The following is a 19,758-nucleotide window of genomic DNA, read 5'->3' on the forward strand; positions in this document are numbered from 1 at the left end:
TCACCCGGTGTTCGCAGCGCCTCCGTCGGCCGGCAGCGGCCCTCCGTCGGGTTTTGTCAGGGGGCCGGCTGCTGTCCCAGCGTCCGGCACAGAGGGGGGCGGCGTGGGCACGGCCGGAAGCCCCCCATCCAGGGGAGGGGGCGGAGGCACGCCCGCATCCGGCGAAGGGGGGGGCGGCGCGGCGGCCAGGGGGGCGGGGGGCGGGGGGGAAGGGGACAGGGCATGGCGGACCTCGGCGGCCGCCACGGCGAGGATGGCGCCCGTCATGGCCAGGAACCCCACGGTGTGGGCCAGCGTCTCCACATGCGGGGAGATGGGCTTGCCCCGCGCCGACTCGAGGGCGAGGAACACCAGCCGCCCCCCATCCAGCCCGGGCACGGGCAGCAGGTGCACCAGCGCGAGCGCCACCGAGATGGTCACCAGCACGCGCAGGAACGAGTCCCAGCCACTGGAGGCCGCGTCGGAGGACTGCCGCATCACGGTGACGGAACTCGTGGGCTCCTCCAGCGGATCGGGCCCGCGCACCATGCGCACCAGGAGGTTCACACCCTCGATGGCCACGCGCCGGGTGTGCAGCAGGGCCTGTGTGAGGGCCTCTGTCCCGGCGTGCTGGCGGAAGACGTATTGCTGGCTCACCCCGATGCGGCCCGCCCCCCGCTCATCGGCGCGGGGGCGCACCTGCACCACGCGCGTCTCCCCATCCCGGGTGACGATGAGGGTGCGGTCCTGGCCAGGGCTCCGGGCGATGACTTCCACGAAGTCCGACCAGCTCTTCGTGGGCTGCCCATCCACGCGGAGGATGCGGTCCCCCGGCAGCAGCTGGGCGCGGGCGGCCTCCGAGCCGGGCACCACGGTGCCCACCGTGAGCGGCACCACCACGTGCGTGCCCGAGGTGTAGAGCGCGAAGAGGATGCCCAGGGCGAGCAGGTAGTTGGCCAGGGAGCCCGAGAGCGTGACGAGCACCCGCCGCCACGGGCGCTGGTCCCGGTAGCTCTTCGCATCGGCGGGCGGCCCCGGCGCATGGGGGTTCATCCCATGAATGGTGGCCGAGGCCCCCAGGGGGATGGCGGCGATGACGTACTCGGTGCCCAGCAGCCGGAAGGACAGCAGGGGCGGGCCAAAGCCCAGCGAGAAGCGCGGCACGCGCAGCCCGAGCAGCCGCGCGGCCACGAGGTGCCCCAGCTCGTGCACGGCCAGCAGCAGGCCGAGGGCAAGCAGTGCCAGGAGGGCGTACATCCGCGCGGCGCGTCAGAGCTTCCGGCGCTGGCCGGTCCGCTTGTAGGCCAGGTAATCCGAGATGATGGTGCCGTGGTCGAAGCAGAGCTCCTTCGGCAGGGCGTCCACGGGGAAGGCCCGGGCCTCGGCGGCATCGTCCGAGCCCTGGGGCTCGCCCTGCGCCCGGCCGATGTAGACGGTGGAGAGGGTGTGCTTGCGCGGATCGCGCTTCGGATCCGAGTAGGTGAAGAACTGCTCGAGGAGCTCCACCTGGAGGCCCGTCTCCTCCTGCACCTCGCGCACGGCGGCCGCGTGCAGGGGCTCGCCCTCGTCCACGAAGCCGCCGGGCAGCGCCCAGCCCACGGGCGGGTTGGCACGGCGGATGAGGACGATGCGCTCACCGCTCAGCTCGATGATGCAGTCCACGGTGGGGGTGGGGTTCTTGAACTCGGTCTCGGCCATGGGCGGACAGTCTAACCCCGGGGCGCGCTCTGTCACTGCACTCTCGCGCCCCATTGGTTATGGTGGACACGTGCCGATCCGCCGCCTCCCCCTGTTCGCCTTGCTGGCCACCCTGAGCTGCAACACCTTCTTGCAGAACCCGGGGGCCTATGAGCTGGAGCCCATCGAGGTGCTGCGCGATGACTGCAACCTGCTGCCGCCCGGCTCGGACTTCTGGAATGGCTTTCTGGTCATCTCCGGGCAGGTGGTCCGCATGGACTTCGACTTGTTGAGGATGCAGCTCATCGGCCGCTTCCTGGCGGGCGGAGAGATGTTCACCGTGGATGGCAGCGTGGCCAACGCCCAGGTCACCGCCAATGGGCAAGAATGCCTACTGGATCAGGTGAGCGTTCACATCGATGCCACCACCGTCTGTGAGACGGAGTTCAACGGCACGCTGCGCGTGCGGTACGAGGCGCGCCGGCCCGACAGCTGCGTCTGCGAGCTGTGGGCCACGTTCAACGCAGTGCAGAATGGGCGGTCCTGCTCCTCGCGGCCGTAAGCGTGAAGCATGGGGCTCCAGCGATTTACAGATTGAGCCAGCCGCCCTGACGATTTACAGAAGGGGTCTGTCCGTCACGCTTGGAGGAAGCCCATGGCTGAACCGCAGCGTCCGCAGCAGGAGATCCAGTCGGTCCTCACGGAAAACCGAGTCTTCCCTCCTCCCGAGGAGTTCTCGCGGAAGGCCCACCTGCGCAGCATGGAGGACTACCACCGCCTGCGGGAAGAGGCGGCGAAGGACCCTCAGGCGTACTGGGGCGCTCGGGCCCGGGAAGAGCTGTACTGGAAGGAGCCCTTCCAGACGGTGCTGGACTGGAAGCCGCCCCATGCCCGCTGGTTCGTCGAGGGGCGCACCAACCTGGCCTACAACTGTCTGGACCGGCACCTGCCGAAGCTCAAGGACAAGCCGGCCATCCTCTTCGAGGGCGAGCCGGGGGACCGGCGCACCGTCACCTACGGGGAGCTGGCGGCACAGGTGAACCGGCTGGCCAACGGGCTGAAGTCGCTGGGCGTGAAGAAGGGTGACCGGGTGGGCATCTACCTGCCCATGGTGCCCGAGGCGGCGGTGGCGATGCTGGCGTGCGCGCGCATCGGCGCGGTGCACTCGGTGGTGTTTGGCGGCTTCTCCGCGGAGGCGCTCCAGGATCGCATGAACGACGCGGGCGCCAAGGTGCTGCTCACCGCCGATGGCGGCTGGCGCAAGGGCGCGGTGGTGCCGCTGAAGAAGAACGTGGATGCGGCGCTGCCCAACATGCGCACCATCGAGAAGGTGGTGGTGGCCAGGCGCGCCGGGGATGCCGGCACGCCCGGGCCCAAGGACGTGTCCTGGGAGGAGCTCGTCAAGGGCCAGAGCGACACCTGCGAGCCGGAGTGGGTGGAGAGCGAGCACCCGCTGTTCATCCTCTACACCTCGGGCTCCACGGGGAAGCCCAAGGGCGTGATGCACACCACGGGCGGCTATTCGGTCTACGCGTCGCTCACGACGCGCTGGGTGTTCGACCTCAAGGAGGACGACATCTACTGGTGTACCGCGGACGTGGGCTGGGTGACGGGGCACAGCTACGTGGTGTACGGCCCGCTGCTCAACGGCGTGACGTCGGTGATTTACGAGGGCGCGCCCACGCAGCCCGGACCGGACCGGTTCTGGGAAATCATCACGCGCTACAAGATTTCCATCCTCTACACGGCACCCACCGCCATCCGCGCCTTCATGCGGCTGGGGGACGAGATTCCGCGCAAGCACGACCTGTCGTCGCTGCGGCTGCTGGGCTCGGTGGGAGAGCCCATCAACCCCGAGGCGTGGATGTGGTACCGCAACGTCATCGGCGGCGGGCGGTGCCCCGTGGTGGACACGTGGTGGCAGACGGAGACGGGCGGCATCATGATTTCGCCGCTGCCGGGCGCCACGCCCACCAAGCCGGGCTCGGCCACGTTCCCGCTGCCGGGCATCCACGCGGAGATCCTGGACCGGGAAGGCACGCCGGTGCCGAAGGGGCAGGGGGGCCTGCTGTTCGTCACCCAACCGTGGCCTGGCATGCTGCGCACGGTGTACGGCGACCCCGACCGCTACGTGAAGACGTACTTCAGCGAGCTGCCGGGCAAGTACTTCACCGGTGACGGCGCCCGCACGGACGCCGACGGCTACATCTGGCTCATGGGCCGCGTGGACGACGTGGTGAACGTCGCCGGCCACCGCCTGGGCACGGCGGAGGTGGAGAGCGCGCTGGTGGCGCACCCCCGCGTCGCCGAGGCGGCGGTGGTGGGCCGTCCGGACGATCTGAAGGGCACGGCGCTGGTGGCCTTCATCACGCTCAAGAAGGGCACGGTGCCCTCCCCTGAGCTGAAGAAGGAGCTGGCCACCCACGTGGCCAAGGAGATCGGCGCCATTGCCCGGCCGGATGAGCTCCGGTTCGCCGAGGCGCTGCCGAAGACGCGTTCGGGGAAGATCATGCGCCGGCTCCTGAGAGACGTCGCCGCGGGCAAGCAGAGCACCGGGGACACCAGCACGCTGGAGGACCTCAACGTCCTGGCGACGCTGCGTCAGGACGAGGAGTAGCCCGCCACCCACCGGGATGCGCCGCCGCGGCGGCGCGCCCCGGGGATGTCTCAGCGCCTCAGGTGGGTGATGGCCTCGGCGAGCAGCGAGGCCACCCCACGGCGCACCACGTGCACGACCTTGCGGTTCAGCGGGGGAGGCATGTGGGTGTAGTGCTCGCTGACCTTGTGGTGCAGCTCCGTGGCGCCCCAGACGAGCACCAGGTCCGCCCAGTCCAGGTCATGCCGGGCCTTGTCCGCCGTGCGCCGCTCGGTGCCATCCACCATGCGCAGCTCCATGCGGGTTCCGAGCTGGGCCTCCAGCTCCTCGCGCACCGCGGGGGAGCCGCCCACCACCACCAGCTTGCGCACGTTCTTGCGCTGGCAGGCCTCCAGGAAGTCCACCACCGCGCGCCGGTTGTCCGAGCCGCCACACCGCTCGCAGTGCGTGCGCGGCTCGACGGGCAGCGGCTCCCGGCCGCTGGCATGGGCCACCGGCATGCAGGCCGGGGCGCCACAGACGAGGTAGAAGCGCTCGGCCAGCAGCGCCGTGGCGCGCTCCAGCTTCTGGTCGCTCATGCGCGACTTCTTGGGGTTGATGACCTTCTCATCCAGGAGGCACGCGCGGGCCCGGTCGCGCGAGGTGGAGGAGACGATTCCACGCTCGGCCAACCACTCCTCGATGTCCCGGTCCGCGCTCATGGAGGGTTCACGGGTGGAGCCGGTGGGAAGAGCTCCGCCTGGGCAGGCGGCTCGCCAAGGGCTTCCCGCACGGGCCCGAAGCTCCGGCGGTGGATGGGCAACACGCCCTTCGCCCGCAGGGCCTGCACGTGCTGGGGCGTGGGGTAGCCCTTGTGCGCCGCGAGCCCGTAGCCGGGATAGCGGGCATCCAGCTCGGCCATCATCCGGTCCCGCGTCGTCTTCGCGAGGATGGACGCCGCGGCGATGCTCATCGACAGCTCATCCCCATGCACGATGCCGCGCTGCGGACAGGGACACTCGGGGATCTTCCGGGCATCCACCAGGGCGTAGTCCGGGGTGAGCCCCAGCGCCAGCACCGCCCGCCGCATGGCCAGCAGCCCCGCGTGGTAGATGTTGAGGCGGTCGATCTCCTCCACCTCCGCGATGCCCACCCCCCAGGCGACCGCATCCTGCTTGATGAGGGCGGCCAGCTCCTCGCGCCGCTCGGCATCGAGGATCTTCTTGGAGTCATCGAGCCCCTTGAGCCGGTAGCTCCGGGGAAGAATGGCCGCGGCGGCCACCACGGGGCCCGCCAGGGGCGCCATGCCTGCCTCGTCCACGCCCGCCACGCGCTCCAGGCCCTGCTCCCACAGCTCCGTCTCGTGGCGCAGCAGGTGGCGCAGGCGCTGGCCCTCGGCGCGGTTCTTCTCCTGCCGGCTGCGAATCCGCCGGGCGAGCAGCCGGGCCCCCTGACGACAGTCCGCTTCCAGGGCAGCCAGCAGTCCCGTGGGGACGGCCTGCGCACGCACCAGGTAGCGGTCAGTCAGCTCGGAAAGAGGGGCCCGGAGGAGTTGTTCTACGCTCGACATAGCCCTCAGAGGCTAGCGGCCTCGCCCTCGCGGGACAACCCATACCGGTGGGTTGCCTGCTCCAGGGCCTACCCAGTGCATCGTCCCGGTCAACCGGCGTTCGCTAGTTCAGCTTCGGAGGGTGGCAAGAACCTCACGTCGAGGCGGTAGAGCCCGGTGGGCGGTGCGTTGTTCGAGTCCTCGGTGTCCAGGTGGAGGTAGTAGCGCCCAGGCAACAGGATCCTGTCGAAACCGGCCATCACCGAACTCCCAGCCGAGGAGTGGCTGTTGCAGAGCAGCTCCGCTCCCTCACACGAGCCCCTGCGGAGGGAGACGACTGTGTCGGCATAGGGGACGCCCTGGCCGTATTCGGGCTCGTTGTTGATCAACACACGCAGAGGCTTGTCGAGCTGGAAGGTGAACACCACGTCGGGGTGTGGACCGCTCGAAGTCACACTCCCGCACCGCGGCGTCGCGCCGTCGCTGGCCTCTCGCAGGTCTCCCTTGAAGATGCCGCCCTCCGGTGGGATTTCATAAGCGGCCTCACACCCATCGTTTCCGGAGACCTCGCGCACCGGCCCGATCGAAGAGCGAAGCGTATAGTCGACCGCCGAGTCCACGAGCAGCGCGTACTCGCCAGGGTCGACCTCCAAGAGGATCTGCGGCTCCACGGTGCTGGGGGTCAAGAAGCCGCTCGTGGTGGTCTTGTCGCACTTGACCGAGGTTCCACCGCAGCCACCCTGCTTCAGATGAAGCGCCACCGTCGGCCTGTCCTTGCCGAACGAGCGGATCCACACCCGCGAGCGCTCCGCCGTGGTGAAGGTGTAGACCGCGTCTGGATTGGCGGCCTCGCTGCAGGAGAGCTGGAAGTCATCCTGAAGGCCCTTCATCGAGCCCTCGAAAAGTCCTCCTCCGGAAGGCAGTGGCGCCGAAGACTCGCAGGTGTCATTGCCTGAGACGTGAGGCACCTCGTCCTCGAGCGTACATGCGCCGCCTGCGAGAACCGATAGCAGGATGAGAAGGGCGAATCGGAGCATGCGGGGTCCTCGAAAGAGAGGCATATGGAGCTTTGACCGCAGCGCTGAGGTTCGGATCGGCCCACTCTCCAAAAGAGAAGGCGCTCTCTGGGACATCCCAGCACTTCTCACTTCCCACCTGAAATGAGCGGAGTGGAGGCGGCGGGAATCGAACCCGCCGCCGTCTTCGGTACGAGGGGGAGCGTCCCGTTTCGCTAGACCCAGTGAGCCACTTCGACCTCGAAGCGACTGGCTTTCAGCTCCAGCAGGAGACGGTAGAGCCGGGGGGAGATCAGCAGTTGCTCCCTGGGCCGTAGTACACCCTGGCGAGCCCCGATGAGTTGCCGCGTTCGGACCCAGTCGCTCCCATCATGCCCGGCACGTTTGAGCCACAGCTCCGAGAGGCGGTTGAGCCCGGCTACATGCTTTTGGGGGCAGCGATGGCGCCCTCGTTCATCCAGATCAAAGGGGTCATCTCCCACGCAAGTGGGTGGCACCATGTCCACGGGCTTCGACGTGACGACGAGTTGACGCCATTGCTGCGCCAGCTTCCCTGTCTGGTGCTTCACCGGCCGATAATCCGCTCCGCTGATGCCTTTCTCGAGGAGAGCCTCGGCCAGTCGGGCAGCGACAACGAGCTCCCCCGCGATGGTGACAGCCAGAGCCTTCTTCTTGGGGATGCGCCGCACATCCAGGTGGAGGTCCGTCAATTGCTTGGCACCTGCACCACAATGGGGGCAGGCCACTGCGTCGTCGTACTGTGTCCCGCACATCTCGCCTGGCGGCTCGAACGTCGGGCGAACGAGGAGCTGGAGCAGCTCCGCGGCCTCCAGCTCCTTTCGCGTGTAGTGCCTGGAGATGTGTGAGTAGGTGAAGAACGCTCGACCTTTTTTCAGGAACTCACGGTCAAGGTCGGCAATGAACTTGACGCGAGGATCCTCCATCGGCAGCACGATCTTCCGGACGCTGTCTCCCAGCATCGTCCCCAGTTCAGGCTCGAGGAACTGGTCCGCGTGGCTCGCGGGAACTCGAAATTCGATCGTCTCGCGCATGATTCTCAGGGGCTCATCCCGATGAGCTGAGGGATGGGGTATCTGGAGTAAACCTCGATGAGGATCTGCTGGAGTCTCTCGGGACGGGGCTGGCCCTGGCCATACCCCCATTGCCTACGGAACTCCTGGGTGATGGCCTGGTGATAGGCAGACTGAAGCGGGTACGTCACGCCGTTCCTCGGCCCACCGAGATAAAGGGGAATGAAGTGGTGCTCCTGATGCCCGTGATGATTCGGGTAACGGGCTCTCGCCTCTGCCAATGCCTGGTGGTACCGCTCCCGAGCCTGCCGAAGCAGCAGGTACTCTTCGGTCTGACGCCTCCTCGCCGCGAGCTTTTCAGGTGTGGCCCGAGGGTTGAGCAACGGTGGTTGTGTGCGCCCGCCCAGCCCACCACGACCGCCCCTGCGAAGCGGACGGCGCGCCATCACTGGCTCCACCTCGCCTACCGGTTCCTCCTCCACGAAGGAGACGTTCCACCCCGCCGCTTCCAACGCTTCCTCATCCCACTGCTCCCACTCCAGCAACACCATGGGTAGGAAGACATGGGGAACTTCCGCGCGGTCTGCCTCCGAAGCCCGGAGCACCAGCACTCCCGCTGCAGGAGGGAAGGCCCTGGTAGATACTTCTTCCGTCTCCTCGGCCCCTCGAACAACCTGACTATCCGAAGTGCACCCCAGTAGGGTGAGACAGCAGGCCAGAAGGCAGAAGAGGAAGCGCATCAGTGGCTCACTTTGCGAAGAACCGGAGCATCATAGTGGAGGAGGGAATCGAACCCGCAACAAGGCGAGAGCAAAACACCAGGCAGGTCGCGCTGTTACCCGCTATCGCCTTGATCTCACACCGGTTCGTTCCCCCGCTCCATCCCATCTCGTCCCGTTCAATTCCCCGCTGGAGGGTCACACTGGGGGCACATGCGGTCCGGCGTCGTGGAGTCACTCCCGGACGCGAGTTGCCAGAGCCAGCCCCGGCCACTCGGGGCTCACCAAGGCAGGAGAAGGCCACGCCCAAGGCGAGATAGCCCCACCTTCGAGACTTCGAACCTGGCTCGTGGGACCATGAACTCCCTTCCTCTGGAGAGACCTGATGAAGCGGTTCCCCGTAGCGCTCATTTCCTGGATGGTGGGGTGGGCTGTGCTCCTGGCATGTGCGGGCGCGTCCGAGCCACACCCTCTGTACAGCACTCGCTACGAGGGCGAAATCTCCGGACCGGTGGCAGGCCGCCCTCGTTTTCCCCGCGGACCAGCTCATCACCAACGAGTTCCGCAATGAGTATGCATACGGCCAGGGTGTCCCAACGCTCGATGAGCAATCGAGGATCATGAAGAAGGTGTATTCGAAGTATCCGCTGCCTGGAGTGCACTTCTGATCATGCGCGAGTTCCTTGAACTTCGACTGTCCGCAGAAGAAGCCGCTCTGTACGTTCCCGGGTATGCCACCAAAGGCCTGGACCCGCTCGATACGGTCAGGCTGCACCGGGATGTCAACGACCCGCTGGTGGAGAAGCTACGGTCGATCGAAGCCGGGTATCAAGCGCAGGGCACGACGCTCTTCAGCATGTGTGCGGTCCGCCGCCACTACACCCCGAGAGAGCTTCAAGCAGCGGAGCATCTCAAGGTCGAGTTCTGGCCCTTCTTCATGCCCTCCGGTGAGGAGTGCGGCACTCAATATGAGGATGCGCGCGCCTGTCCCCTGTGCGGAGCGGGCGCGCCCCAGCTTGGTGAGCTGCGCCTGAACGTGGGCCGCATCCCCAAGAGCCGGGACCTGGCCGTCACCCCCGGCGCTGAGTTCGTCGTCTCCTCGCGCCTGGTCAAAGCCATGCGGGCACACCGCATCACCGGCTTCGAGCTGCGCCCTGTGCTCAGCAAGGGCGGCAAACCCACGGAGGCTTGGCACCAGCTCATCATCCCCTCGGCCACGGTGGAGGCTGCCCCTCTGGCTCGCTTTGGCAAGAGCTATCTTGCCCCAGAGCCGGATGAGACCCGCTGCCCCCGGGGCCATGTCCTGGGGCGGCGTTTGCTCTCTCCCCTCCACGTAGCTCGCTCCAGCCTGAAGGCCCTGGACTGGCAGGCCCTCCGCGGGCTGCTCGGCGCGCGGCAGGGGCTGTTCCGTCCCCACCCGCTCTTCATCATTTCCCAGCGCCTCTACCGCCTGCTCAAAAAACTCAAGGTGCGAAACCTCAACGAGGAGGTTGCTCACGTTGTCTGATCAACCCTCGTGTTGCAGCGGCCTTTCCAGGCCATGCAACCCCTCTGCTTGTTGTTTGGAGGCGGCGGGATTCGAACCCGCGCCGGGCGGGATGAAATCTCTACGCCATCTGTCAGGGGGCACGGAGCGCAAGCAGCTTGATGCGCTCCGGGTGACGCAACCGCTGGAGGATTCTGACCGCGTCGGGATAGAACGCTTCGCGCTCATCGGACAGCGTCCTGCTTCAGGGCAGATTCTCCAAGTGGTCGGAGAGCAACGCCGTCAGCAGCGTGGGCCGAGCCTGGGTGAGATAGGGGACGCGAATCTCCGGTAAAGGCACCTCCGCCAGTTGAAGAGGGAAGGGTTTGTAGTCCAGCCCCCGCTCCAGGAGGCTTGCGAGGGTGGCGGCTGGCTGCCGCGCCCCACTCAAGGGCTCGACGAAGAGCTGCGGGAGCATCGCGCTCCTGCGATTCCAGAGGATCTGGGTCGTTGCATAGACAAGGTACGAAGGCATCAACACGCTGACGGCGGCGGCAACCCGGGTGATGAATCGCCCCCTCCTGGGAGAGGCTCCTCGAAATACACGCAACAGCGAAGGCAGGACGCCATCCTCGGTTGAGTGACATCCCCTGCTTTGTGCCGTGGGAACGCTCCCTGAAGCTCATCGAGCAGCGCGTCCCACTTCGCCCAAGCCAATGCTTGATCCCACGCCTCAGTCCAACGCTGATACTGTGGCGTGCGTTGATAAGGATGAAGCGGTTGAGAAGGGTCGTCAGTCTCTATTGGGAAGCCCTCAGGAAAGTAAGTATGGGCAACCCGGATGCACTCTTCGAGAGTGAAGTCATTCATGGTTTCACTTCTTCTGGGAGATCAAAATACACGATCCCGATACCTGGGGTGACACATTCCGATACTCTGGAACCAGAGACTTGTTCTCTCAACTTCCGTCCGTATTTTTCCTTGAATTCGTTACACAGCCCAAACTTTCCATGGCAAGCACGCCAACGAGGAACACCTTCTTGTATGCCCTGATGATGGTGGCTGACCGCATCCTCTCTCGCTATCTGCCCCTTTTGGCAGCCCTGCGTTCACCGCGATGCGACGAAGCGGATTCGCGGTGAAGGCGGAGGCATTCAGCTTGGACTTCATCAACGGTGTGATTCCAGGGAAGGACTCGGGTAACAGCTCGTCCGCACACCGCGCACAGCCCTGGGACCCCGTCAGCCACCCTCCGCTGCCGCTCCAGGCCCCTTCCTCGCACCTACCCGTGCCCCTGTCCCGCCTATGCGTTTGTAAAACTGGTTAAACGGCTTTTCATTGCAAGCATGGTTTCCCGGTGTCATGATTCTAGAGATCCCGGTTCAGGGGGTCCTGCCTCTGGCAGCTCGTCCGCAGCTTCTTTCCGCTCCGATGCCGGGCTCCGCTGATCGGCCTTCGCGCTCCGCGTCGCGCGCATCCCATTCCCATCCCGGGAGGTTGTCCCATGTTCGCATCCCACCGCCGCCGAGCGAGGTTTCTCGCGGCCACGTTGTTCTCCTCCATGGCCGGAATCGGCCTGTCGGCCCTACCCGCTCACGCCGCCCTCGGGTCGGTCACCAGTGCCTCCCTCTCGGGTGACACCCTCACCCTGATCGTCGGCGCCGACAGGCTCCTCGTCCAGGCCGTGCGCCCGGACATCGTCAAGGTGGACTACCGCCCCAATGGCGTCGTCGATTCTCCCACGGCCGTCATCGATCCCGCCAAGACGTGGGCCACGGGCAACATCACCTCTGCCGACACGGCGTCCAATCCCATCGTGCTCACCACGGCGCAGCTCACCGTGAAGATCAGCCGGAATCCCGCCCGCCTCTCCGTCTTCGACGCCACGGGAGCGCTGGTGCTGAGCGAGCAGGCCGCCGAGGGCGTGTACGCGGACGGGGTGAAGTTCAACCATGGGTCCGGACAAGCGTTCTACGGCATCACCGGCAACCCCGTGTCCTGGGCCGAGAAGGATCCCAAGCAGAACCTCGCCGAGGGCATGCAGCGCAACGACGGCGGCCGGGTCAACGCCAACATGCAGGGGGACGGGGGGGCTCCGCTCGCCTTCACCCACCGGTATGGGTTGCTGGTGGACTCCATCGATGGGGACTTCGCCATCACCGACACCACCCTGGAGTTCAGTGGCGTGTCGAATCGCAACGTCGCGTACTACGTCCTGGTCGGTCCGCCCCGGAAGGTGATGGCGGGCGTCGCGGAGATCTCCGGCAAGCCCGCCCTGTCACCCAAGTGGGCCTTGGGGTTCAACAACAGCGAGTGGGGCACCACGCAGACGGAGGTCCTCTCGATCGTCCAGGGCTACCGGGATCGGAAGATCCCTCTGGATGCCTTCACCCTGGACTTCGACTTCAAGGCCTGGGGCGAGGACGACTACGGCGAGTTCCGGTGGAACTCGACCTCCGCCAGCGGCAACGTGAACCCGAACAAGTTCCCCAGCGGGGCGGCCGGGACGTTCGCCCGGGACCTGGCGGCCAGGGGCGTCATGTTGATGGGGATCATGAAGCCCCGGGTGATCGTCGGCAAGGCGGGCGGAGGCGTCACGGCGCAGGGACAGTGGGCGCGCACCAACGGCTGCTTCTACCCAGGCCAGGCCGATTACACCGAGTACTTCTCCGGCCGGCCCGCCAACGACGTCGACTTCTCCAAGCAGACGTGCCGTGACTGGTACTGGCAGCACTCCCGGACCCTGTTCGACTCGGGCATCGCGGGCTGGTGGAACGACGAGGCCGACGAGGCGAACGGGACGCTGTTCAACAGCCTCCAGCACTTCAACATGCAGCGGTCGCTGTATGACGGGCAGCGGGCGGCCTCGGACCGGCGGGTGTTCTCGCTCAACCGCAACTTCTACCTGGGCGCCCAGCGCTACGGCTACGGCATGTGGTCCGGCGACATCGAGTCCGGGTTCGGCATCATGGCCGAGCAGCGCACCCGCATGCTCACCAGCATCAACATTGGCGAGACCAAATGGGGCATGGACATCGGCGGCTTCTTCGGGGATCCGTCCTCGGAGAACTACGCGCGGTGGATGCAGTTCGGCGCGTTCGTGCCCGTCTACCGGGCCCATGGCGTCGATGGCAAGCAGCGCCAGCCGTGGGTCTACGGGGCCACCGCGGAGAGCGCGGCCAAGGGGGCGCTCGAGCTGCGCAGCCGGCTGATGCCCTACCTGTATGCCCATGAGCGGATCAACTACGAGACGGGCATCGGTCTGGTGCGGCCCCTGTTCTACGACTACCCCACCGATCCGAACGCCGCGAACCTCACCAGCGAGTGGATGTTCGGCGAGTCGCTGCTCGTGGCTCCCGTCGTCGAGCCGGGGGCAGCCAGCAAGCAGGTGTACCTGCCCGCGGGCACCTGGACCGACTACACCCGTGGCTCCGTTTACACGGGCCCCCTCACGTTCAACTACCCGGTCAACGCGTCCACCTGGCAGGACATCCCGCTGTTCGTCAAGGCGGGCGCCATCCTCCCGACTCAGGAGGTGCTGCAGTACGTGAACGAGAAGCCCGTCAAGCAGATCGACCTTGATGTCTTCCCCACCACGGCCCAGAGCGAGTTCACCCTCTACGACGACGACGGCCTGACCCGGGCCTATGAGAACGGGGTCTTCTTCAAGCAGCGCATCACCGCGCAGCGCACGAGCACCTCCGTCACCGTGGAGACCCAGGCGAAGACTGGCAGCTTCAGCCCGGCGCTCGCCCACTACATCGTGAAGGTCAACGCCACGGCGGGCACGGCGGCGCGGATCAATGGGACCGTCCCCACCCGCTACGGCAACCTCGCGGCGCTCAAGGCCGCCACGGGCGAGGGGTGGACGACGGGGGTCGATGTCTACGGTCCGTACACCGCGGTGCGCATCGCGGCGGGGGTGGCGCGGACGGTCGTGGTCGACGGCACCCCGAGCACTCCTCCCACTCCCCCCCTGACGCGAGTGCTCGAGGCGGAGGACGCGGCGCTGTCCTCGGGAGCGATCACCCTGAGCGACCACCCGGGCTACTCTGGACGCGGGTTTGTCGCCGGGTACTGGAACTCGGGAGCGGCCACCACGTTCAGCGTGCAGGCCAGCACGGCGGGCACCTACTCCGTGACCCTGAAGTACAGCAACGGCAATGGCGCGGCCAGGACGCTCTCCATGGTGCTGAATGGCGTGCGGACCCAGATTACCCTGCCCGCGACGGCGAACTGGGACACATGGTCGACCTACACCGCGCAAATCCCGCTGAACGCAGGCACCCATACCCTCGCCTATGTCTACGGCGCGGGAGACTCGGGCCACGTCAACCTCGACTCCGTGACGATCTCACCGCCTCCTCCTCCGATGCTCGTGCTCGAGGCGGAGGATGCGGCGCTGTCCTCGGGAGCGATCACCCTGAGCGACCACCCGGGCTACTCCGGCCGCGGGTTCGTCGCCGGGTACTGGAACTCGGGAGCGGCCACCACGTTCAGCGTGCAGGCCAGCACGGCGGGCACCTACTCCGCGACCCTGAAGTACAGCAACGGCAACGGCGCGGCCAGGACGCTCTCCATGGTGCTGAATGGCGTGCGCACCCAGCTCACCCTGCCCGCGACGGCGAACTGGGACACTTGGTCGACCTACACCGCGCAAATCCCGCTGAACGTGGGCACCCATACCCTCGCCTACGTCTACGGCGCGGGAGACTCGGGCCACGTCAACCTCGACTCCGTGACGATCTCACCGTAGCGGACCATGGGAGGCTCGTCCTCGCCCCCGCCCTGGTGACGATCAGAGCGCGAGGGCGAGGACGAGATCTCGCTGCAAGTCGGTCCCCAGCAGGAAGTGCATCTCGCCCACCTCGGTGAAGCCCCAGCGCGAGTAGAAGGCCTGTGCGCGGGCGTTGCGTTCCCACACGCCCAGCCACAGCACGTCATGCCTCCGCGTGCGCCCCTCCTCCAGACAGCGGCTCATGAGCGCGGCCCCCACCCTGGCTCCCAGGAAGTGCTGGTCCACGTACAGGCGGGCCAGGTTGAGCGGGCGCTCTGCCTGCACGCCCTGCTCGCGGGCTCCGTCGCGCAGCAGGGCGAAGCCTGCGGGGGCTCCGGAGAGCTCCGCCAGCAGGTACAGGTTGCGCGGATCCTTCAGCTCCGCTTCCTGGAGCTCCGGCCGGTAGTGCGAGGCGAGGAACGCCTCCACATTCTCGGGGGTGTTGTCGGCGGCGAAGGTGTCTCGGAACGTGCGCGCGCCGAGTTCCGTGAGGACCGCCGCGTCCGCCAGCGTCGCGGGGCGGATCTTCACGGCGTGCGCAGGACGCATCTCGTGGGTCGTCATCGGCGCACATTCTAACCGGAGGGCCCCGCCCCCGGCGTCCTGTCACCGCGCCGCGGAGCGCTGCGGCCGGAAGGGGAGGGGGAATGAACGCCCGGGACCGAAGGTTCCACCCTCAGCCGCCAGTCACGGGGCCGCTTTTCGCAGAGATGCAGAGCGGCTCCTGGCCAAGAGCCTGGAAACGTGACACACGGTGATGGTCGGCCCCGGACAGGGGAGCGGCCTCCGGTTCAACTCAGTGTGCCGGATGAGAAAGAAGACAAGTTTATGGCAAACGGTACCGTGAAGTGGTTCAACGACGCGAAGGGCTTCGGTTTCATCACGCAGGATGGCGCAGGTGAGGATCTCTTCTGCCATCACAGCGCGATCCAGGCCGATGGCTTCCGTTCACTGCAGGAAGGTCAGAAGGTCCAGTTCGATGTGGCCCGCGGCCCCAAGGGTCTGCAGGCGCAGAACGTCCGCCTCGCCTAACAGCGCGTTGGCCCGGCCCTGTGCCCGGCCCAGTCTCCTCCGTGAGGCTGGGCCTTTTTCATTTCTTGGCGGGGTGGGCATCCGCGATCCAAGTGCTTAGCTTAGTTCGATACTCCCGAGCGGTACCGCGAAGGGTTGCCAGGGCGGCTCTGCCTCCTCGGCATGGCGGGCCGCTTCCCGGCGCATTAGGACTGCAGGCACGGTCCCGGTCTCCAGAAGGAGCTGGGCCGCTTACTCACTCTCTTTGGAGACTCATGACGGTCACATTCATCAAGCGGCAGAAGGAGCGGGCTCGTCAGCAGCGCAATCAGGACAAGCAGGTCAAGCGCGAGCAACTCAAGCGCGAGAAGGCCGAACGCCCCGCCCGCGTGAGCGGCGGAGCCGATCCGGACATCGCGCACATCATTCCGGGGCCCCAAGCTCCGCTGGAGTAATGAGCCGCGTCATCTCCCCGCTTCGCATCCAGGCTGCTGGGGTGATTCATCTCCGTCCTCAAGACAGACCCGGGGACGCGTCCTCGTTGTCCTCGGGCTCATCATCGCGCGGCTCCTCCGGCCGGAAAGGCCGCGCGGGCACTGCTCCGAACGCGCGCAGCAACTCCAGCGGAATGGGCAGGATGGTGTGGTTCCCACCGCCCGTGATTTCCACCAGCGTCTGGAGGTAGCGCAGCTGGAGCGTCGCCGGGTTGCGGCTGAGCACATCCGCGGCCAGGGACAGTTTCTCCGCGGCCTGGTGTTCGCCCTCGGCGGCGATGATCTTCGCGCGGCGCTCGCGTTCGGCCTCGGCCTGCCGCGCGATGGCCCGCTGCATCTCCAGGGGCAGGTCGATGTGCTTCACCTCCACGTTGGAGACCTTCACGCCCCAAGGGCCGGTCCGCGCGTCCAGCACCTGTTGCAGTTCCTGGTTGATGCGCTCGCGCTCGGACAAGAGCTCGTCCAGCTCCACCTGGCCCAGGATGGCGCGCAGCGTGGTCTGGGCGATCTGACTGGTGGCGTAGAGGTAGTCCTCCACCTCGAGCACGGCCTTGTCCGCCTGGATGACGCGGAAGTAGACGACGGCGTTCACCTTCACGGTGACGTTGTCCTTGGTGATGACGTCCTGCGGGGGCACGTCGCGAGCCACCGTGCGCAGGTCGATGATGACCATGCGTTCGACGAACGGGATGAGCCAGCGGAAGCCCGCGCGCTTGAGGCCCACGTAGCGGCCCAGCCGGAACACGACGCCGTTCTGATACTCGCTGACGATGCGCACACCGGAGGCGAAGAGGATGAACACCAGGGCCAGGGGAAAGAGGTAACCCAGGGCACCAAACAGCTCGTTCATGGCAATGCCTCCGCGACGGTGAGGGTGAGTCCTTCCACGGCGCGCACCACAACCCGGGCGCCCTCGCGGATGGGAGTGAAGGAGACGGCGCGCCAGCGCTCGCCGTGGACGAACACCTCGCCGCCCGAAGGCGTGACGGGCCCCAATGCCGTGCCCGCCTCACCCACGAGCCCCACGTCGCCGCCCCGCTGTGGCAGCTTGCGAGTCTGGGCGCTGCGGTATGCGATGAGCGCGGCGGCCCCCGCGAGCACCAGCGCCGTGGGCAGCATCACGGCCCAGGACAGCCGGAAGGATGGCTCCACGAACCAGCCGGGCTCGAAGCGGTCCACCAGCAGCACACCACCCAGCAGCATCAGCCCCACGCCCGCCGTGCCCAGGAGGCCATGGGTGACGAACAGCTCCGCGATGATGAGCCCCACGCCCACGAGCATCAGCACCAACGCCCCTGAACGCACCGGCAACGTGGCCGAGGCCATCAACGCCAGCACCAGCGCGACGCCGCCCATGAGTCCCGGCGCAATCGCGCCTGGGTGGGACAGTTCCACCACCAGCCCCAGCGCCGCGGCCAGGAACAGCAGGTAGACGATGGAGGGCTGAGCGAGCGCATGCACCACCCGCTGTGACAGCCCCGGCTCCAGCGTCTCCACCTGGGCGTCGCGGGTGGAGAGCGTCACCGTCTTCCCCTCCGCCACCTCCACGCGCTGTCCATCGACGGAGGAGAGGAACGCGGCCTCGGTGGGCGCGACGGACTCCACCACGCGCAGCGTGACGGCCTGGTCCGCGGGGACGCTGGCGCTGTCGCGCACGGCGGACGCGGCCCAGGCGGCATTGCGTCCCCGCTGCTGAGCAATGCCCTCCGCGAAGGCCACGGTGTCGTTTTCAATCTTCCGGGCCAGGTGTTCCCCGCCAGCGCCCTCCACGTCCTGGCCGCCGGGACCCACGGGATGCGCGGCGCCGATGTTCGTCCCAGGCGCCATGGCCGCGACGTTGGACGCGAGCGCGATGAACACGCCTGCGCTGCCGGCATGCGCGCCGGACGGTCCCACCCAGACGAGCACGGGCACGCGCGAGCCCAGGAACGCCCGGACGACGGAGCGCGTGGCCTCCAGCGAGCCCCCGGGTGTATCCAGCCGTACGAGCAGCGCCGTGGCTCCTCGGGCCTCCGCGCGTCGCACGCAGTCCGCGAGGTACGCACCCGAGCCCGCGTCCACCACGCCCTCCAGCTCACATCGGGCGACGACGGACGATGCAGCCGCGCGCGTGGGCATCAGCAGGCCGGCGAGGAAAAGAAAGGCCACGAGCCAGCCCATGAAGGCGTGACGGTTTCCGGCCTTGCTTTCGATATGCCTCCGCATCGCGACCGCATCCCCCGGGGGCTCGTTCCTCGCGCACACACGCTTCGAACACGATGTGCATGGAAGCCAGGGACGGCACCGGCGCGAAGTCGTGGGCCTGGAGGGCGTGCGGGCAGTAGGACTGGCGAGCGAGGCGCCCCAGGCCGCAGCGAGTCGTGTTGGAAGTGTTCGCCTGCGGCAGGTGTGGAAGCAGGCTTAGGAGGCCGGAGGAAATAACTTTTCCGACTTGGACGAGAAACTCGCTCATTCTCGCTCGGGGATGCGATTCCTCTCAGAAAAACTTATTTCTTCCTGCCTCCTTAAGGAGGGGGGCTGTCACCCAACGTTGAGTAGACGCGATGAAGGACGGGCCCGCGACGCAGCCCCGATGGAAATCAGGCAGACTTGGCACAAGGCCTTGATGCGCGGGAGGGCGGCTGGGCAGTGCCCGGCCGGGGCCTGGGGAGTCAAGCGATGAAGCACAAGGAACCCAAGATGATGACGGTCGCCGGACCCGTGGGGCGGCTGATCGCGACGGTCGAAGGCGAGGGGGGGATCCCCATCCTCTTTGTGCACGACAACGCCGGCGATCGGACGCACTGGGCGGAGACGCAGCATGGCCTCGCGACCCACAGCGTCGCGTTTGACCTGCGCGGGCTGGGCGAGAGCAGCGGCGGTCACGGCCCCTTTGGCGTCGAGGCGGCGGTGGAGGATGTCGCCGCCGTGGCGGACGCGTTGCTCCCCGGGAAGTTCGCCTTGGTGGGCCACGGCTTTGGGGCCGCAGTGGCCGGCGCCTTCGCCGCGTATTACCCCGAGCGGCTCGCCGGGCTCCTCTACGTCGAGGCGCCGGGAGATCTGCGCCATGGGTCGAAGGCCGATGCGGCCGCCTGGCTCGAGAACTTCAGCGCGGCGAAGTATGGCACTTTCCACGAGCACTGGCTGACGCAGCTGTTGCTGGAAGCGAAGGTGACGACACGCACGCTGGTGATGAAGACGATGCGCACCTCGCGGAGGGAGGCCATCGCCGGATACCTGGAGTCGCTCTATGGCTACAATCCGGATGAGGCCTTCGAGAGCTTCAAGGGGCCTACCCACGCGCTGGCGGCGGCCACCGGCCCGGAGACGCTGGTGGCGCAGCGGCCTGCCCTGTCTCGCACCGTAGCGCCGCACGCGAGCCACTGGCTGATGCTCGATTCGCCCCAGTGGTTCCATACGGAGCTGGTCCGGTTCCTGGGCCATTGCAGGCCCCATCCCTGAGCCGTCCGGCCCTCCGGGCACCTC

18 protein-coding genes are annotated in these 19,758 nt (G+C 67.1%); 7 read left to right on the forward strand and 11 right to left on the reverse strand.

Going from position 1 to position 19,758, the window contains the following annotated elements; translation table 11 throughout:
* Positions 1-1,236: a M50 family metallopeptidase gene (locus tag KY661_RS21905; protein ID WP_225412071.1), complete on the reverse strand. Its 1,236-nt coding sequence runs from the start codon at positions 1,234-1,236 to the stop codon at positions 1-3.
* 12 nt (positions 1,237-1,248) lie between these two features.
* Positions 1,249-1,677 carry an NUDIX domain-containing protein gene (locus KY661_RS21910; protein ID WP_225412072.1) on the reverse strand — a complete coding sequence of 143 codons (429 nt, stop codon included), beginning with the start codon at positions 1,675-1,677 and terminating at the stop codon, positions 1,249-1,251.
* Between the two features lie 70 nt (positions 1,678-1,747).
* Between KY661_RS21910 and KY661_RS21915 the strand changes: the two genes are divergently transcribed.
* Positions 1,748-2,218 carry a hypothetical protein gene (locus KY661_RS21915; RefSeq protein ID WP_225412073.1) on the forward strand — a complete coding sequence of 157 codons (471 nt, stop codon included), beginning with the start codon at positions 1,748-1,750 and terminating at the stop codon, positions 2,216-2,218.
* Between the two features lie 93 nt (positions 2,219-2,311).
* Positions 2,312-4,273 carry an acetate--CoA ligase gene (acs, locus tag KY661_RS21920; RefSeq protein WP_225412074.1) on the forward strand — a complete coding sequence of 654 codons (1,962 nt, stop codon included), beginning with the start codon at positions 2,312-2,314 and terminating at the stop codon, positions 4,271-4,273.
* A gap of 50 nt (positions 4,274-4,323) precedes the next feature.
* Here the strand turns inward: acs and KY661_RS21925 are convergent, their stop codons facing one another.
* The 5 genes from KY661_RS21925 to KY661_RS21945 form a co-directional block, all read right to left on the reverse strand.
* On the reverse strand, positions 4,324-4,953 hold the full coding sequence (locus tag KY661_RS21925) for a hypothetical protein (protein WP_225412075.1): 630 nt from the start codon (positions 4,951-4,953) through the stop codon (positions 4,324-4,326).
* Positions 4,950-5,801 (reverse strand): ribonuclease HII, encoded by an 852-nt coding sequence (locus tag KY661_RS21930; protein ID WP_225412076.1) that lies wholly within the window; start codon positions 5,799-5,801, stop codon positions 4,950-4,952. Before KY661_RS21930 ends, KY661_RS21925 begins: the two co-directional genes overlap by 4 nt.
* Before the next feature lie 89 nt (positions 5,802-5,890).
* The gene (locus KY661_RS21935) at positions 5,891-6,670 is read right to left on the reverse strand and encodes a hypothetical protein (protein ID WP_225412077.1); all 780 of its coding nucleotides are present in this window, start codon (positions 6,668-6,670) and stop codon (positions 5,891-5,893) included.
* A 341-nt stretch (positions 6,671-7,011) separates the two neighbouring features.
* On the reverse strand, positions 7,012-7,848 hold the full coding sequence (locus KY661_RS21940; RefSeq protein WP_075007986.1) for a hypothetical protein: 837 nt from the start codon (positions 7,846-7,848) through the stop codon (positions 7,012-7,014).
* 5 nt (positions 7,849-7,853) lie between these two features.
* A complete protein-coding gene (locus tag KY661_RS21945; protein WP_225412078.1) occupies positions 7,854-8,378 on the reverse strand; it encodes a hypothetical protein in 525 nt (174 codons plus the stop codon).
* A gap of 838 nt (positions 8,379-9,216) precedes the next feature.
* On the opposite strand from KY661_RS21945, the gene KY661_RS21950 reads away from it, so the two are divergent.
* The gene (locus KY661_RS21950) at positions 9,217-10,053 is read left to right on the forward strand and encodes a hypothetical protein (protein WP_225412079.1); all 837 of its coding nucleotides are present in this window, start codon (positions 9,217-9,219) and stop codon (positions 10,051-10,053) included.
* A gap of 223 nt (positions 10,054-10,276) precedes the next feature.
* Here the strand turns inward: KY661_RS21950 and KY661_RS21955 are convergent, their stop codons facing one another.
* Positions 10,277-10,489, reverse strand: a complete 213-nt coding sequence (locus KY661_RS21955; protein ID WP_075007990.1) for a hypothetical protein — start codon at positions 10,487-10,489, stop codon at positions 10,277-10,279.
* A gap of 1,026 nt (positions 10,490-11,515) precedes the next feature.
* Between KY661_RS21955 and KY661_RS21960 the strand changes: the two genes are divergently transcribed.
* Positions 11,516-14,767, forward strand: coding sequence for a TIM-barrel domain-containing protein (locus KY661_RS21960; protein WP_225412080.1), 3,252 nt, complete (start codon positions 11,516-11,518; stop codon positions 14,765-14,767).
* A gap of 42 nt (positions 14,768-14,809) precedes the next feature.
* Here the strand turns inward: KY661_RS21960 and KY661_RS21965 are convergent, their stop codons facing one another.
* Positions 14,810-15,352 carry a GNAT family N-acetyltransferase gene (locus KY661_RS21965; RefSeq protein ID WP_225412081.1) on the reverse strand — a complete coding sequence of 181 codons (543 nt, stop codon included), beginning with the start codon at positions 15,350-15,352 and terminating at the stop codon, positions 14,810-14,812.
* A 264-nt stretch (positions 15,353-15,616) separates the two neighbouring features.
* Between KY661_RS21965 and KY661_RS21970 the strand changes: the two genes are divergently transcribed.
* Together KY661_RS21970 and KY661_RS21975 are read left to right on the forward strand one after the other, a co-directional pair.
* Complete coding sequence (locus tag KY661_RS21970) at positions 15,617-15,820, forward strand: cold-shock protein (RefSeq protein ID WP_075007993.1); 204 nt, start codon at positions 15,617-15,619, stop codon at positions 15,818-15,820.
* Positions 15,821-16,074: 254 nt separating this feature from the next.
* Positions 16,075-16,254: a hypothetical protein gene (locus KY661_RS21975; RefSeq protein ID WP_225412082.1), complete on the forward strand. Its 180-nt coding sequence runs from the start codon at positions 16,075-16,077 to the stop codon at positions 16,252-16,254.
* A 58-nt stretch (positions 16,255-16,312) separates the two neighbouring features.
* Here the strand turns inward: KY661_RS21975 and KY661_RS21980 are convergent, their stop codons facing one another.
* Both KY661_RS21980 and KY661_RS21985 read right to left on the reverse strand, forming a co-directional pair.
* On the reverse strand, positions 16,313-17,143 hold the full coding sequence (locus tag KY661_RS21980) for a slipin family protein (protein WP_225412083.1): 831 nt from the start codon (positions 17,141-17,143) through the stop codon (positions 16,313-16,315).
* Positions 17,140-18,411, reverse strand: coding sequence for an NfeD family protein (locus tag KY661_RS21985; RefSeq protein WP_225412180.1), 1,272 nt, complete (start codon positions 18,409-18,411; stop codon positions 17,140-17,142). Before KY661_RS21985 ends, KY661_RS21980 begins: the two co-directional genes overlap by 4 nt.
* Positions 18,412-18,951: 540 nt before the next feature.
* Here KY661_RS21985 and KY661_RS21990 point away from each other — a divergent pair.
* Positions 18,952-19,734, forward strand: coding sequence for an alpha/beta fold hydrolase (locus KY661_RS21990; RefSeq protein WP_225412084.1), 783 nt, complete (start codon positions 18,952-18,954; stop codon positions 19,732-19,734).
* The last annotated feature ends 24 nt before the right edge of the window (positions 19,735-19,758 follow it).

Origin of the sequence: Allostigmatella hybrida (genome assembly GCF_020103775.1) — a bacterium.
Lineage (GTDB): Bacteria > Myxococcota > Myxococcia > Myxococcales > Myxococcaceae > Hyalangium > Hyalangium aurantiaca.